Origin of the sequence: Streptococcus mitis SK1080 (assembly GCF_000220085.1) — a bacterium.
GTDB lineage: Bacteria > Bacillota > Bacilli > Lactobacillales > Streptococcaceae > Streptococcus > Streptococcus mitis_K.
Genome location: NZ_AFQV01000019.1, coordinates 62253 through 76695, shown reverse-complemented (window position 1 = coordinate 76695; position 14443 = coordinate 62253). Strand labels below are relative to the sequence as shown.

Annotated in this window: 14 protein-coding genes; all 14 read left to right on the top strand. The window is 40.2% G+C overall.

What is annotated here, in order from left to right; all coding sequences use genetic code 11:
• The first annotated feature begins 4 nt into the window (after window positions 1-4).
• The 14 genes from HMPREF9957_RS07960 to msrB all read left to right on the top strand — a co-directional run bounded on the left by HMPREF9957_RS07960 (window position 5) and on the right by msrB (window position 14406).
• Window positions 5-343, top strand: coding sequence for a YlbF/YmcA family competence regulator (locus tag HMPREF9957_RS07960; protein ID WP_000065966.1), 339 nt, complete (start codon window positions 5-7; stop codon window positions 341-343).
• Window positions 344-434: 91 nt separating this feature from the next.
• Window positions 435-1718: a 3-phosphoshikimate 1-carboxyvinyltransferase gene (gene aroA / locus HMPREF9957_RS07955; RefSeq protein WP_004242447.1), complete on the top strand. Its 1284-nt coding sequence runs from the start codon at window positions 435-437 to the stop codon at window positions 1716-1718.
• On the top strand, window positions 1711-2187 hold the full coding sequence (locus tag HMPREF9957_RS07950) for a shikimate kinase (protein WP_001151368.1): 477 nt from the start codon (window positions 1711-1713) through the stop codon (window positions 2185-2187). Before aroA ends, HMPREF9957_RS07950 begins: the two co-directional genes overlap by 8 nt.
• On the top strand, window positions 2184-3032 hold the full coding sequence (pheA, locus tag HMPREF9957_RS07945) for a prephenate dehydratase (protein WP_000686448.1): 849 nt from the start codon (window positions 2184-2186) through the stop codon (window positions 3030-3032). Before HMPREF9957_RS07950 ends, pheA begins: the two co-directional genes overlap by 4 nt.
• On the top strand, window positions 3029-4303 hold the full coding sequence (gene psr, locus HMPREF9957_RS07940) for a polyisoprenyl-teichoic acid--peptidoglycan teichoic acid transferase Psr (protein WP_000032317.1): 1275 nt from the start codon (window positions 3029-3031) through the stop codon (window positions 4301-4303). The genes pheA and psr overlap by 4 nt, the downstream gene beginning before the upstream one ends.
• Before the next feature lie 266 nt (window positions 4304-4569).
• Window positions 4570-5415, top strand: a complete 846-nt coding sequence (locus HMPREF9957_RS07935; protein ID WP_001061978.1) for a LicD family protein — start codon at window positions 4570-4572, stop codon at window positions 5413-5415.
• Complete coding sequence (locus tag HMPREF9957_RS07930) at window positions 5405-6508, top strand: glycosyltransferase (RefSeq protein ID WP_000225884.1); 1104 nt, start codon at window positions 5405-5407, stop codon at window positions 6506-6508. The genes HMPREF9957_RS07935 and HMPREF9957_RS07930 overlap by 11 nt, the downstream gene beginning before the upstream one ends.
• A 1-nt stretch (window position 6509) precedes the next feature.
• Window positions 6510-7496: a glycosyltransferase family 2 protein gene (locus HMPREF9957_RS07925; protein ID WP_000536232.1), complete on the top strand. Its 987-nt coding sequence runs from the start codon at window positions 6510-6512 to the stop codon at window positions 7494-7496.
• A gap of 15 nt (window positions 7497-7511) precedes the next feature.
• Window positions 7512-8981 carry an O-antigen polysaccharide polymerase Wzy family protein gene (locus tag HMPREF9957_RS07920; protein WP_000565091.1) on the top strand — a complete coding sequence of 490 codons (1470 nt, stop codon included), beginning with the start codon at window positions 7512-7514 and terminating at the stop codon, window positions 8979-8981.
• A complete protein-coding gene (tarQ, locus tag HMPREF9957_RS07915; protein WP_000461508.1) occupies window positions 8974-10008 on the top strand; it encodes a teichoic acid biosynthesis protein TarQ in 1035 nt (344 codons plus the stop codon). The genes HMPREF9957_RS07920 and tarQ overlap by 8 nt, the downstream gene beginning before the upstream one ends.
• A gap of 314 nt (window positions 10009-10322) precedes the next feature.
• Window positions 10323-11060, top strand: a complete 738-nt coding sequence (gene mecA / locus HMPREF9957_RS07910) for an adaptor protein MecA (RefSeq protein WP_000782686.1) — start codon at window positions 10323-10325, stop codon at window positions 11058-11060.
• A gap of 151 nt (window positions 11061-11211) precedes the next feature.
• A complete protein-coding gene (locus HMPREF9957_RS07905) occupies window positions 11212-12498 on the top strand; it encodes a homoserine dehydrogenase (RefSeq protein ID WP_000216347.1) in 1287 nt (428 codons plus the stop codon).
• Window position 12499: 1 nt separating this feature from the next.
• Window positions 12500-13369: a homoserine kinase gene (thrB, locus tag HMPREF9957_RS07900; RefSeq protein WP_000692445.1), complete on the top strand. Its 870-nt coding sequence runs from the start codon at window positions 12500-12502 to the stop codon at window positions 13367-13369.
• A 98-nt stretch (window positions 13370-13467) separates the two neighbouring features.
• Window positions 13468-14406 (top strand): peptide-methionine (R)-S-oxide reductase MsrB, encoded by a 939-nt coding sequence (gene msrB / locus HMPREF9957_RS07895; RefSeq protein WP_000818191.1) that lies wholly within the window; start codon window positions 13468-13470, stop codon window positions 14404-14406.
• Window positions 14407-14443: the final 37 nt, after the last annotated feature.

The window sequence follows — 14443 nt, the reverse complement described above, 5'->3', positions numbered from 1 at the left end:
CATCATGTCAAATATTTACGATAGTGCAAATGAACTCAGTCGCGGTTTACGCGAATTACCAGAATACAAGGCTGTCAAAGCGGCTAAAGATGCGATTGCAGCAGACGCTGAGGCGAGCAAAATCTTTACAGAATATGTTGCTTTCCAAGAGGAAATTCAAAAACTAGCGCAGACAGGGAAAATGCCAGATGCTTCCTTCCAAGCTAAAATGGAAGGCTTTGGTAAGCAGATTCAGGGGAACAGCCTCTTGTCAGAATTCTTTACTAAGCAACAACAATTGGCCATTTACCTTTCTGACATTGAAAAAATTGTTTTTGAACCAGTTTCAGAATTGCTAAAATAAGAAAATAACTATCATAAAGTCAGGAATTTTTAAGGAATTTCTGGCTTTTTATGATAAAATAGGTAAAAGTATTGCAAGTATGAGGTCTATTATGAAACTAAAAACAAACATTCGCCACTTACACGGCAGTATCCGAGTTCCAGGTGACAAGTCTATCAGTCACCGTTCCATTATCTTTGGAAGTTTGGCTGAGGGTGAGACCAAGGTTTATGATATTCTGCGAGGTGAAGACGTTCTTTCGACCATGCAGGTTTTTCGTGACCTTGGTGTTGAAATTGAGGACAAAGATGGGGTTATTACTATTCAAGGTGTCGGCATGGACGGCTTGAAAACTCCACAAAATGCCCTTGATATGGGAAATTCTGGAACCTCGATTCGCCTGATTTCAGGTGTTCTTGCTGGTGCAGACTTTGAAGTAGAGATGTTCGGAGACGACAGTCTATCCAAACGTCCTATGGATCGTGTGACTATTCCACTGAAAAAAATGGGCGTCAGCATTTCAGGTCAAACTGAGCGAGACCTGCCTCCCCTTCACTTAAAAGGGACGAAAAACCTGAGACCTATTCATTATGAGTTGCCAATCGCCTCTGCCCAAGTTAAGTCAGCCTTGATGTTCGCGGCCTTGCAGGCTCAGGGGGAGTCCGTTATTATCGAAAAAGAATGCACCCGTAATCATACTGAAGATATGTTGCAACAATTTGGTGGCCATTTAAGTGTGGAGGGCAAGAAAATCACAGTCCAAGGGCCTCAAAAACTGACTGGACAAAAGGTGGTTGTTCCAGGAGATATTTCCAGTGCAGCCTTTTGGTTGGTCGCAGGTTTGATTGTTCCAAATTCTCGTGTGGTGCTTAATAATGTGGGCATCAACGAAACGCGTACTGGTATTATTGATGTCATTCGTGCCATGGGTGGGAAACTAGAAATAACTGAAATTGACCCAGTCGCTAAATCTGCAACCCTGACTGTTGAGTCTTCTGACTTGAAAGGAACAGAGATTGGTGGTGCCTTGATCCCACGCTTGATTGATGAATTGCCAATTATTGCTCTTCTTGCGACCCAAGCACATGGTGTAACAGTTATCAAAGATGCTGAGGAACTTAAAGTCAAAGAAACAGACCGCATTCAGGTTGTGGCAGACGCTTTAAATAGCATGGGTGCGGATATCACACCTACAGCAGATGGAATGATTATCAAAGGAAAATCAGCCCTTCACGGTGCTAGAGTCAATACGTTTGGTGACCACCGTATCGGCATGATGACAGCTATCGCAGCCCTCTTGGTTGCAGATGGAGAAGTGGAGCTTGACCGTGCAGAAGCCATTAATACCAGTTATCCTAGCTTCTTTGATGATTTGGAGAGCTTGATTCATGGCTAAGGTATTACTAGGATTTATGGGGGCTGGCAAATCGACTATTGCCAGAGGTTTAGACCCTAATTACCTTGATATGGATGCCCTGATTGAGAAACGCTTAGGCATGTCCATTGCGGAATTTTTCGCTGAAAAGGGCGAAGAAGTCTTTCGTCAGGTAGAATCAGAAGTCCTAGCTGATTTACTACAAAGAGACCAAGTCGTGTCAACTGGTGGAGGAGTGGTCGTTTCTCAGCGAAACCGTGACTTACTCAAGACTAATGCAGATAATATCTACCTGAAAGCAGATTTTGAAACCCTCTACCAACGCATAGCAGCTGATAAGGACAATCAGCGCCCGTTGTTTCTAAATAATAGCAAGGATGAACTAGCAGCTATTTTTCAAGAAAGACAGGCCTGGTATGAGGAAGTGGCTAGTCAGATTTTGGATGTAACCAAGCTAAGCCCAGAGGAAATTATAGAGGAACTGAGATGAAAATTGCTTATCTAGGTCCCAAGGGATCATTTTCACACTATGTTGTGCAGACAGCTTTTCCTCATGAGGAATTGCAGGCTTTTGCCAATATTACAGATGTCATCAAGGCCTATGAGCAAGGCTTGGTGGACTATTCTGTGGTGCCAGTTGAAAATTCTATCGAGGGTAGTGTTCATGAAACCTTGGACTACCTTTTTCATCAGGCTCGCATTCAAGCAGTTGCAGAAATCGTTCAGCCTATTCATCAGCAGTTGATGGTGGTTCCAGGCCATACTAAGATTGAAAAGATTTTTTCTCATCCACAGGCTTTGGCTCAAGGAAAGAAATTCATCGATGAACAATATCCAGAGGCCCAAATCGAGGTAACAGCTAGTACAGCTTATGCGGCCCGTTTTATTTCCGAACATCCAGACCAGCCTTTTGCGGCAATTGCACCTAGAAGTTCTGCAGAAGAATATGACTTGGAACTGATTGCCGAGGATATTCAGGAAATGGAAGCCAATTTCACACGATTCTGGGTTCTGGGAGCTGAAGGTGCAGCTATTCCCTTGCAAGCACAAACTGAAAAAATGAGTTTGGCCTTGACCTTACCTGACAACCTTCCAGGTGCACTTTATAAGGCCCTGTCGACCTTTGCTTGGCGAGGAATTGACCTGACAAAAATTGAAAGTCGTCCACTCAAGACAGCGCTAGGCGAATACTTTTTCATTATCGATGTAGACTATACTGATAAGGACCTGGTCCACTTTGCCCAAAAAGAACTAGAAGCGATTGGAATCCAGTATAAAGTTCTGGGTGCCTATCCTATTTATCCAATATCAGAGCATGGAAAGGAGAGAAGATGAGTAAAGAAAATCCTCTCAGTCATCATGAAAAATTACGTTATGATTATTTGCTAAAAAATATTCACTATCTCAATGAGAGAGAAAAAAACGAGTTTGCCTATTTGCAAGAAAAGCTAACTCTTGCTAGGGGAAATAGTAGTTCTAGCTTGGAACAAGAAAGAGAAGAGCAGGTTGACTTACCAAGCTATGCGAACCGGAGTCGCTCACAATCCAAATCACAAGCACTCTATGCTCCTCCCAAAAAGAAAAGACGGAAGCTCCGTCTTAAACGCATTTTTATGGTAATTTTCTCTCTTCTAGTCTGTGTGGCTTTAGCCATGGTATTCATGTTTTTACGTGGTTACCAAGATGCTAGCGCAAAGAAAACTGCTGATGCCAAGGCAGCACAGGTTCAAGTTTTTAATGGTCAAGATACTAGAGATGGAGTTAATATTTTGATCATGGGGACGGACGGTCGAATCGGTCAAAATAGTGCTGAGACGCGGACTGACTCTATTATGGTCTTAAATGTCGGAGGTTCGGACAAGAAAATCAAGCTAGTCAGTTTCATGCGTGATAATTTGGTCTATATAGATGGTTATAGTCAAGTGATTAACGGTAGAAAACAGACGGATAACAAGTTAAACGTAGCCTATGAGTTAGGAGAACAAGAGGGGCAAAAAGGGGCAGAAATGGTTCGCCAAGTCTTGAAAGATAATTTTGACTTGGACATTAAGTACTATGCCTTGGTCGATTTTCAGGCCTTTGCCACAGCGATTGATACGCTTTTCCCCGATGGGGTGACGATTGATGCTCAATTTTCAACATTGAATGGGCGTCCACTAACAGAAGCTACAGTCGGAGATGATTTACACGCTACTGAGACTGAGTCCCCAACCCAAACCATCAAAGTCGGAAAACAGCAGATGAATGGCTCGACCCTGCTCAATTATGCTCGTTTCCGTGATGACGATGAGGCGGATTACGGCCGTACAAAAAGACAGCAACAAGTTTTAACAGCAATTTTAGAGCAAATTAAAGATCCTACTAAACTTTTCACTGGTTCTGAAGCTCTTGGAAAGGTTTTTGCTATGACCTCAACCAATGCACCCTATACTTTCCTCCTAACAAACGGTTTATCTGTTTTGGATGGAGCGAAAAATGGTATTGAAAAATTGACGATTCCAGAACTGGGTGACTGGGTAGATGCCTATGATGTTTATGGAGGCTTGGGCTTGCTGGTTGATCAAAACAAATATCAAACCAAGCTCGCTCAAATGGGCCTGAGATAAGATAATACTCAATGAAAATCAAAGTGTAAACTAGGAAGCTAGCCGCAGGCTGCTAAAAACACAGTTTTGAGGTTGTAGATAAGACTGACGAAGTCAGTTACCTACACCTACGGCAAGGTGAAGCTGACGTGGTTTGAATAGTATAAGACAGAAAAATCAAAGTTTGATAGCTATTTATCTAGCAGTCAGGCTTTGATTTTTTACAGTCTGCAATAGATTTTCACCCCCTATTTGTGGTATAATGAAACGATACGATAGAAAGAATAATGAACAATATGACTGATTTAAAAGCAATTCAGGCTCGTAGTCTGGAGATGGCTGAATATTTTGTGGCCTTTTGCAAGGAACATGATTTACTTTGTTATCTTTGTGGAGGAGGTGCTATTGGTGCCCTTAGAAACAAGGGGTTTATTCCTTGGGATGACGACCTAGACTTTTTTATGCCTCGTAAAGATTATGAGAAATTAGCAGAATTATGGCCTCGTTATGCAGATGAGCGTTATTTCTTGTCGAAGAGTCACAAGGATTTTGTAGACCGCAATCTTTTTATTACCATTCGTGACAAGGAAACCACCTGTATCAAACCTTACCAGCAGGATTTAGAATTGCCACATGGTCTGGCCTTGGATGTCTTGCCTTTGGATTATTATCCGAAAAATCCAGCTGAGCGGAAGAAACAGGTTCGTTGGGCACTGATTTATTCACTCTTTTGTGCGCAAACTATTCCGGAAAAGCATGGCGCACTTATGAAATGGGGAAGCCGTATTTTACTGGGTGTGACTCCAAAATCTCTCCGTTATCGCATTTGGAAAAAAGCTGAGAAAGAAATGACCAAGTATGATTTGTCTGAGAGCGATGGCATCACAGAATTATGCTCAGGTCCTGGCTACATGAGAAACAAGTACCCAATCGCATCTTTTGAAGACAATCTTTTCTTACCATTTGAAGGGACAGAGATGCCTATTCCAGTTGGCTACGATGCCTATCTCAGCACTGCTTTTGGAGATTATATGACGCCACCGCCAGCAAATAAGCAAGTACCGCATCATGATGCTGTCATCGCTGATATGGATAAGTCTTATACAGAATACAAGGGAGAATATGGTGGCTAAGAAAAAAATCTTATTTTTTATGTGGTCTTTTTCTCTCGGGGGTGGAGCAGAGAAGATTCTGTCGACAATTGTTTCAAATCTGGATCCAGAAAAGTATGATATTGATATTCTTGAAATGGAGCACTTTGACAAGGGATACGAATCTGTTCCCAAGCATGTAGGCATTTTAAAATCCCTTCAGGATTATCGCCAAGCCAGATGGTTACGAGCTCTTTTGTGGAGAATGAGAATTTATTTTCCAAGCCTGACTCGTCGCTTACTGGTGAAAGATGACTATGATGTTGAGGTTTCTTTTACCATTATGAATCCTCCACTGTTGTTCTCTAAAAGAAAAGAAGTCAAGAAAATCTCTTGGATTCATGGAAGTATCGAAGAATTTCTTAAGGATAGCTCTAAAAGAGAATCGCATAGACGCCAGTTGGATGCTGCGGATATCATTGTAGGAATTTCAAAAAAGACCAGCAATTCTATTAAGGAAGTCTATCCAGATTATGCTTCTAAATTACAGACAGTCTACAATGGATATGATTTTCAGACTATTCTAGAAAAATCTCAAGAGAAGATCGACATCGAGATTGCTCCTCAAAGTATCTGTACTATCGGACGGATTGAGGAAAATAAGGGTTCTGACCGTGTGGTGGAAGTGATACGGTTATTGCACCAAGAGGGGAAAAACTATCATCTCTACTTCATAGGGGCTGGTGATATGGAAGAGGAACTGAAAAAACGAGTCAAAGAGTATGGGCTTGAGGACTATGTACATTTCCTTGGTTATCAAAAAAATCCTTATCAGTATTTGTCTCAGATGAAAGTTCTCTTGTCTATGTCTAAACAAGAAGGTTTTCCTGGAGTGTATGTGGAAGCCTTGAGTCTGGGACTTCCTTTTGTCTCTACGGATGTCGGAGGGGCTGAGGAATTATCCCAAGAAGGACGATTTGGACAAATCATTGAGAGCAATCAAGAGGCAGCTCAGGCAATTACTAATTACATGACTTCTGCCTCAAACTTCGATGTTAATGAGGCTAGTCAATTCATTCAACAATTTACAATTGCCAAACAAATCGAACAAGTAGAAAAACTATTAGAGGAGTAGCATGGGAACTGCATTAATTAGTGTCATTGTGCCAGTCTATAATGTGGCGCAGTACCTAGAAAAATCGATAGCTTCCATTCAGAAGCAGACCTACCAAAATCTGGAAATTATTCTTGTTGATGATGGTGCAACAGATGAGAGTGGTCGCTTGTGTGATTCAATCGCTGAACAAGATGACAGGGTGTCAGTGCTTCATAAAAAGAACGAAGGATTGTCGCAAGCACGAAATGATGGAATGAAGCAGGCTCACGGGGATTATCTGATTTTTATTGACTCAGATGATTATATCCATCCAGAAATGATTCAGAGTTTATATGAGCAATTAATTCAAGAAGATGCGGATGTTTCAAGCTGTGGTGTCATGAATGTCTATGCTAATGATGAAAGCCCACAGTCAGCTAATCAGGATGACTATTTTGTCTGTGATTCCCAAACATTTCTAAGGGAATACCTCATAGGTGAAAAAATACCTGGGACGATTTGCAATAAGCTAATCAAGAGAGAGATTGCAACTGCCCTATCCTTTCCTAAGGGATTGATTTATGAAGATGCTTATTATCATTTTGATTTAATCAAGTTGGCCAAGAAGTATGTGGTTAATACTAAACCCTATTATTACTATTTCCATAGAGGGGATAGTATTACGACTAAACCCTATGCAGAGAAGGATTTAGCCTATATTGATATCTACCAAAAGTTTTATAATGAAGTTATGAAAAACTATCCTGATTTGAAAGAGGTTGCTTTTTTTAGATTGGCCTATGCTTACTTCTTTATTCTGGATAAGATGTTGCTAGATGATCAGTATAAACAGTTTGAAGCCTATTCTCAGATTCATCGTTTTTTAAAAGGCCATGCCCTTGCTATTGCTAGAAATCCAATTTTCCGTAAGGGGAGAAGAATTAGTGCTCTGGCTCTATTCATAAACATTTCCTTATACCGATTCTTATTACTGAAAAATATTGAAAAATCTAAAAAATTACATTAGAACGGGGGTGAGCAAGTGATTGATGGAAAACGATTATTATTTAGTTTGACCATAGTCAGTTATGCCTTGACGCTAGTAAGTGGAATTGTGTATCTGTTTAATAATAACAATGTTAGCTTGCTTTCTACTTTATTGTTCTTACTGGTTAGTAGCTTAATTGCCTGCTGGAATGATATCAAGTATTACTTAATCCATTTTATTTTCTATTTAACTATTTTTGTCTTTCTGGTATCAAGACCGACCATTGATTATTTTAGGGATGGCGCTTTGGATACCTATCATCCCATAGCCTATCGTTTTGCCTTTATAGTTGTCATGGTTTCGATTCTGGGCTTGACCACAGGAGGCGTCCTGGCTCGTTACTTCATAGCTAGGAAGAAAATAAAAGTAGCAAATATAGGAAATTCTCTAAAAGAGGTTTATACCAAGCGGTTACGCTTTGTATCACTAGGAGTTTTTCTTCTAACCTATCCTTTCTATTTCATTCGGTTATTTGAACGACTCCTGTATCGCTTGCAGACTTCCTACTATGCCTACTATGCAAATTTTGAAAGTAAACTGCCTTATTTTACCTATATCTTATCAACATTTACGGTCTATGCAATGTGTATGTATTTGGCAACCAAGCCAAAGAAATGGCAGGCAACAGCAGTGCTTATCTCCTTTATTGTAGCCAATACTATTCATTTGGCAATCGGGACACGAAATCCCTTTATTTTAAGTATTTTATTTGCTTTTGTTTATTACTTTATGCGGGAGCAAACTGAAAAGGGAAAATGGATTGGGTTTAAAGAAAAGTTAGCAATTTTTGTAGGTTCTCCTATTCTCATGTTAGCGATGGGAGTGCTCAATTATGTACGGGATAATGTCCAAGTTTCCCATACAGGTTTCTGGGATATCCTGCTTGACTTTATCTATAAACAAGGAACCAGTTTTGGTGTCTTGGCTCGAGGTTTTCTATTTAACAGTAGCCTCCCTTACCGAGATTTCCGTAATTTTACTTTTGGTCCTGTTCTTGATTATTTTGCAAGGGGAAGCTTGGGGGCTATTTTCGGAGGAAAAGCCTTTGAACATACAACCAATAGTGTGGAGCTAGCTATCGATAGTAATAGTTATGCCCACAATTTGTCCTATCTTGTTTTGAACAAGGAATATTTAAAAGGACATGGTATCGGAAGTAGCTATATCATGGAGTTGTATACAGACTATGGTATGATAGGAGTCTTTCTACTTAGTCTCTTACTCGGTATGTTATTTATAGCCATGTTGCAAGTAGCCTATCGCTCAAGGACAATCCTATTTGCCTTGTCCCTACTCATCTTGAATAATCTATTCTTTATGCCTAGAAGTAGCTTTTCAGAAAGTTTCTTCAATTTATTTACAATGCAATTCTGGGGAATTGTTATTGTGATGATATTTGTAGCAAAAATGCTTACAAAGGAAAACCAGTATCTACTAAACAAAGGAGAAAAAAATCATGTTTGAACATTATTCAGTAGCTGATTTGTTTGCAAATCTTTATAAAAAACGAAAAGTAAATATTTTAGCTCTCATCGCTTTATTTGCTCTCATTGCTGTACCATTTACAATTAAAGCAGTTAAGAATAAAAATACTGTCAAAGACACAACAAGTTATTCAACTTATATCAGCTATAAAATCACCCCTCCAGAAGATTCAGCTAAAACGATTTTGAATCATCAAATTGGTGGTTATAGTGATTTCTACGGGAAATTGATTGATGGGAATTTGAATGGAGCTTATCTTTTCAATGATGTAGAACCCAGTGAACTGAAAAAAATTGCCAGTGAATTGGATACGACAGAAACAACCTTGAAAAATTCTACGAATGATTATTGGTGGAAAAAACTGACCGTCTACTATATGATTGACGATGCAGGGGTCGGTGTGAAAATTTTGACACCAAGCAAGGATGTCAATGACTTGTTAGAGAGAAAATTTGATGGATTGATTGAGAAATTTAAACACACTTATGCAAATGTGAAAATTGAAAAATTGGAAACCATCAACTCTAAAGAATTGAATGCAAACGGTGAGACAGCACTTGGATTAAATGTGAAAAACTTGATTCTCCGTTTAGCTGTTATTGGAGTAGTCTGTGTGATTTTGGTTGTGATGGGAAATGTATTGGTTTATCTCTTTAATCCAACAATCAATAGAGCAGGTGATTTTTCTCAATATCAAATTGATTTTGTAACAGAGATCACAACAATTGCTAATCTAGCAGATGTCTTGTCTTACAAAAATGCTGGACAAGAATTAACAATCGTTAGCTCAAACAAAGCTATCCTAGATAAATTGAAACAAAATCAAGAGTCTTTAAAAGGAATTCATTTTGTCGATTTACAGGATGTGCCATCGCTTTTAGAAAGAGATACAGTCCTTCTTGTTGAAGAATACGGAGTAACTCGTTATAAGAAATTTGAGCAAAGTCTTCAAATTCTTCGAAACTTAAATCGTTCTATCCTCGGTGTAGCAACCTTTAAATTATAAGTATTCTGATGTATCAGGTCTTCAAAGTTGGCTAAGAGCCTATTTTGAAGGCTTTTTCTATTTGTTAACAGAAATTTTCTTTTATACTCAATGAAAATCAAAAAGCAAACTAGGAAGCTAGCCGCAGGTTGCTCAAAACACTGTTTTGAGGTTGCAGATAGAGCTGACGTGGTTTGAAGAGATTTTCGAAGAGTATTAGGGTCTTCTACAGAAGTTACCTTAGGGAAAATCTATCCGTATAGAGGAGCCTTCTTTTGATAAAATCGTAAAAATCTAGTATAATAGATAGAACTGAAAGTATGAGGTTACTAGCAATGAAAATGAAACAAATTAGTGATACAACTTTGAAAATCACGATGTCTTTAGAGGATTTGATGGATCGAGGAATGGAGATTGCTGACTTTCTCGTTCCTCAAGAAAAAACAGAAGAGTTCTTTTATGCTATCTTGGATGAGTTAGAGATGCCTGATAGCTTTCTGGATACAGGCATGTTGAGCTTCCGTGTGACTCCAAAACCTGATAAGGTCGATGTCTTTGTGACCAAGTCAAAGATTGACCAAAATCTAGATTTTGAAGACTTATCAGATTTACCAGATATGGAAGAATTGGCTCAAATGTCGCCAGATGAATTTATCAAAACCTTGGAAAAAAGCATCGCAGATAAAACCAAGGATGATATCGAAGCGATTCAATCTTTAGAGCAAGTCGAAGCCAAGGAAGAAGAGCAGGAGCAGGCTCAACAAGAAGCTGAAAGCAAGAAAGAGCCTTACATCTATTACATCCTTTCTTTTGCAAAGTTGGCTGACTTGGTAGCTTTTGCCAAGACAGTGACTTTTGAGATGGAAACTTCTGAACTCTACAAGATGAATGAGCGCTATTATTTGACCATTTTAGTGGATATTGAAAATCATCCAAGTCCATATCCAGCTTGGCTGTTGGCTCGTATGCGCGAGTTTGCAGACGATAGTGATATCAGTCGTTCAGTCTTACAAGAGTATGGCCAAGTCTTGATGAATCACGATGCAGTTCTCAATCTGCAAAAGATTGGGTAATCATTTCTGGAAAGCTATTTCTAGATTTTAAGAAGAGCGAATCATCTGATTCGTTTTTTCTTTTTTAGACTGAAATAGTGATTTACTATAATAGGAATTTTCACAAAATTCTGTTATAATGGCTATATTAGAAAATTTCGAGGAGATAAACATGACAGTTAAAATTGCTTTACTAGGATTTGGTACCGTTGCAAGTGGTGTGCCTTTCCTCCTAAAGGAAAATGGAGAAAAAATCAATCAATCAGCACATTCAGAGATTGAAGTTGCTAAGGTGTTGGTCAAGGATGAAGATGAAAAGAATCGCTTGCTTGCAGCAGGGAATGACTTTAACTTTGTAACCAATGTGGATGACATTTTGTCAGATCAAGACATTACGATCGTAGTGGAATTGATGGGGCGTATCGAACCTGCTAAAACCTTTATCACTCGTGCCTTGGAAGCTGGAAAGCATGTTGTTACTGCTAACAAGGACCTTTTGGCTGTCCATGGTGCAGAATTGTTAGAAATCGCTAAAGAGCATAATGTAGCACTTTACTACGAAGCAGCAGTAGCTGGTGGTATTCCAATTCTTCGTACCTTGGCAAATTCCTTGGCTTCTGATAAAATCACGCGCGTGCTTGGAGTAGTCAACGGAACTTCCAACTTTATGATGACCAAGATGGTGGAAGAAGGTTGGTCTTACGATGATGCTCTTGCGGAAGCGCAACGTCTAGGATTTGCAGAAAGCGACCCGACAAATGACGTGGATGGGATTGATGCAGCCTACAAGATGGTTATTTTGAGCCAATTTGCTTTTGGTATGAAGGTTGCCTTTGACGATGTAGCCCACAAGGGAATTCGTAACATCACACCAGAAGATGTAGCTGTAGCTCAAGACCTTGGTTATGTAGTGAAATTGGTTGGTTCTATCGAGGAAACTCCTTCAGGAATTGCTGCAGAAGTGACTCCAACCTTCCTTCCTAAAGCGCATCCACTTGCCAGTGTGAATGGCGTAATGAACGCTGTCTTTGTAGAATCTATCGGTATTGGTGAGTCTATGTACTACGGACCAGGTGCTGGTCAAAAACCAACTGCAACAAGTGTTGTAGCAGATATTGTCCGTATCGTTCGTCGCTTGAATGATGGTACTATTGGTAAAGACTTCAACGAATATAGTCGTGACTTGGTCTTGGCAAATCCAGAAGATGTCAAAGCAAATTACTACTTCTCAATCTTGGCGCCAGACTCAAAAGGTCAGGTCTTGAAGTTGGCTGAAATCTTTAATGCCCAAGAAATTTCCTTTAAGCAAATTCTCCAAGATGGAAAAGATGGTGACAAGGCGCGTGTTGTGATCATCACACACAAGATTAATAAAGTCCAGCTTGAAAATGTCTCAGCTGAATTGAAGAAGGTTTCAGAATTTGACCTCTTGAATACCTTCAAGGTGCTAGGAGAATAAGATGAAAATTATTGTACCTGCAACCAGTGCCAATATCGGGCCAGGATTTGACTCGGTCGGTGTAGCTGTAACCAAGTATCTTCAAATTGAGGTCTGCGAAGAACGATATGAGTGGTTGATTGAACACCAAATTGGCAAATGGATTCCTCATGACGAGCGTAATCTCTTGCTCAAAATCGCCTTGCAAATTGTACCAGACTTACACCCAAGACGCTTGAAAATGACCAGCGATGTTCCCTTGGCGCGTGGTTTGGGTTCTTCTAGCTCAGTTATTGTTGCTGGGATTGAATTAGCCAACCAATTAGGCCAGCTCAACTTGTCTGACCATGAAAAATTGCAGTTGGCGACCAAGATTGAAGGGCATCCTGACAATGTGGCTCCAGCCATTTATGGTAATCTCGTTATTGCGAGTTCCGTTGAAGGGCAAGTCTCTGCGATTGTGGCAGACTTCCCAGAATGTGATTTTCTAGCTTACATTCCTAACTATGAACTACGCACTCGCGATAGCCGTGGTGTCTTGCCTAAAAAATTGTCCTACAAGGAAGCTGTTGCTGCTAGTTCTATCGCCAATGTGGCGGTTGCTGCCTTGTTGGCAGGAGACATGGTGACAGCTGGGCAAGCAATCGAGGGAGACCTCTTCCACGAACGTTACCGTCAGGACTTGGTGAGAGAATTTTCTACGATTAAGCAAGTAGCCAAAGAGAATGGTGCCTATGCGACCTACCTTTCTGGTGCTGGACCAACAGTGATGGTCTTGGCTTCTCATGACAAGATGCCAACGATTAAGGCAGAATTGGAAAAGCAACCTTTCAAAGGAAAATTGCATGATTTGAAAGTTGATACCCAAGGTGTACGTGTCCAAGCAAAATAAAGAATAGAAGATAGGATGGGGAAACTCTTGACCAGAGGGCTTCCTATCCTTTTTTTGAAAAGAAGTCTAGTTAAAAACTTGATAAAGGAGAAACGAAGATGGCAGAAATTTATCTAGCAGGTGGTTGTTTTTGGGGTTTAGAGGAATATTTTTCCCGTATTTCTGGAGTCCTTGCAACCAGTGTAGGCTACGCTAATGGACAAGTCGAAACGACCAATTATCAGTTGCTCAAGGAAACAGACCATGCAGAAACGGTGCAAGTGATTTACGATGAGAAGACAGTGTCACTCAGAGAGATTTTGCTTTATTATTTCCGAGTCATCGATCCCTTGTCAATCAATCAACAAGGGAATGACCGTGGTCGCCAATATCGAACTGGGATTTATTACCAAGATGAAGCAGACTTGCCAGCTATCTACACAGTGGTGCAGGAGCAGGAACGTATGCTTGGTCGCAAGATTGCAGTAGAGGTGGAGAAACTACGTCATTACATTTTAGCTGAAGACTATCACCAAGACTATCTTAAGAAAAATCCTTCAGGTTACTGTCATATCGATGTGATCGATGCTGAGAAGCCATTGATTGACGCAGCAAATTATGAAAAGCCTAGTCAAGAAGTGTTGAAGGAAAGATTATCAGAAGAATCTTATCGTGTTACCCAAGAAGCTGCTACAGAGGCTCCATTTACCAATGCCTATGAGCAAACCTTTGAAGAAGGGATTTATGTAGACATTACGACAGGTGAGCCACTCTTTTTTGCCAAGGATAAGTTTGCATCAGGTTGTGGTTGGCCAAGTTTTAGCCGTCCGATTTCCAAGGAATTGATTCATTATTACAAGGACCTGAGTCATGGAATGGAGCGAATCGAGGTTCGTTCTCGGTCAGGCAATGCTCACTTGGGTCATGTTTTCACAGATGGACCGCGTGAGTTTGGTGGCCTCCGTTACTGTATTAATTCTGCATCCTTGCGTTTTGTAGCCAAGGATGAGATGGAAGAGGAAGGATATGACTATTTATTACCGTACTTAAACAAATAAAACTGAGAAGGTGGGGCTTCCCACTTTCTTCATTTCC

What these genes read in the sequence shown, in the direction of transcription:
- HMPREF9957_RS07960 (WP_000065966.1), top strand. Translation starts at nt 5, where the DNA reads ATGTCAAATATTTACGATAGTGCAAATGAACTCAGTCGCGGTTTACGC.
- aroA (WP_004242447.1), top strand. Translation starts at nt 435, where the DNA reads ATGAAACTAAAAACAAACATTCGCCACTTACACGGCAGTATCCGAGTT.
- HMPREF9957_RS07950 (WP_001151368.1), top strand. Translation starts at nt 1,711, where the DNA reads ATGGCTAAGGTATTACTAGGATTTATGGGGGCTGGCAAATCGACTATT.
- pheA (WP_000686448.1), top strand. Translation starts at nt 2,184, where the DNA reads ATGAAAATTGCTTATCTAGGTCCCAAGGGATCATTTTCACACTATGTT.
- psr (WP_000032317.1), top strand. Translation starts at nt 3,029, where the DNA reads ATGAGTAAAGAAAATCCTCTCAGTCATCATGAAAAATTACGTTATGAT.
- HMPREF9957_RS07935 (WP_001061978.1), top strand. Translation starts at nt 4,570, where the DNA reads ATGAACAATATGACTGATTTAAAAGCAATTCAGGCTCGTAGTCTGGAG.
- HMPREF9957_RS07930 (WP_000225884.1), top strand. Translation starts at nt 5,405, where the DNA reads ATGGTGGCTAAGAAAAAAATCTTATTTTTTATGTGGTCTTTTTCTCTC.
- HMPREF9957_RS07925 (WP_000536232.1), top strand. Translation starts at nt 6,510, where the DNA reads ATGGGAACTGCATTAATTAGTGTCATTGTGCCAGTCTATAATGTGGCG.
- tarQ (WP_000461508.1), top strand. Translation starts at nt 8,974, where the DNA reads ATGTTTGAACATTATTCAGTAGCTGATTTGTTTGCAAATCTTTATAAA.
- mecA (WP_000782686.1), top strand. Translation starts at nt 10,323, where the DNA reads ATGAAAATGAAACAAATTAGTGATACAACTTTGAAAATCACGATGTCT.
- HMPREF9957_RS07905 (WP_000216347.1), top strand. Translation starts at nt 11,212, where the DNA reads ATGACAGTTAAAATTGCTTTACTAGGATTTGGTACCGTTGCAAGTGGT.
- thrB (WP_000692445.1), top strand. Translation starts at nt 12,500, where the DNA reads ATGAAAATTATTGTACCTGCAACCAGTGCCAATATCGGGCCAGGATTT.
- msrB (WP_000818191.1), top strand. Translation starts at nt 13,468, where the DNA reads ATGGCAGAAATTTATCTAGCAGGTGGTTGTTTTTGGGGTTTAGAGGAA.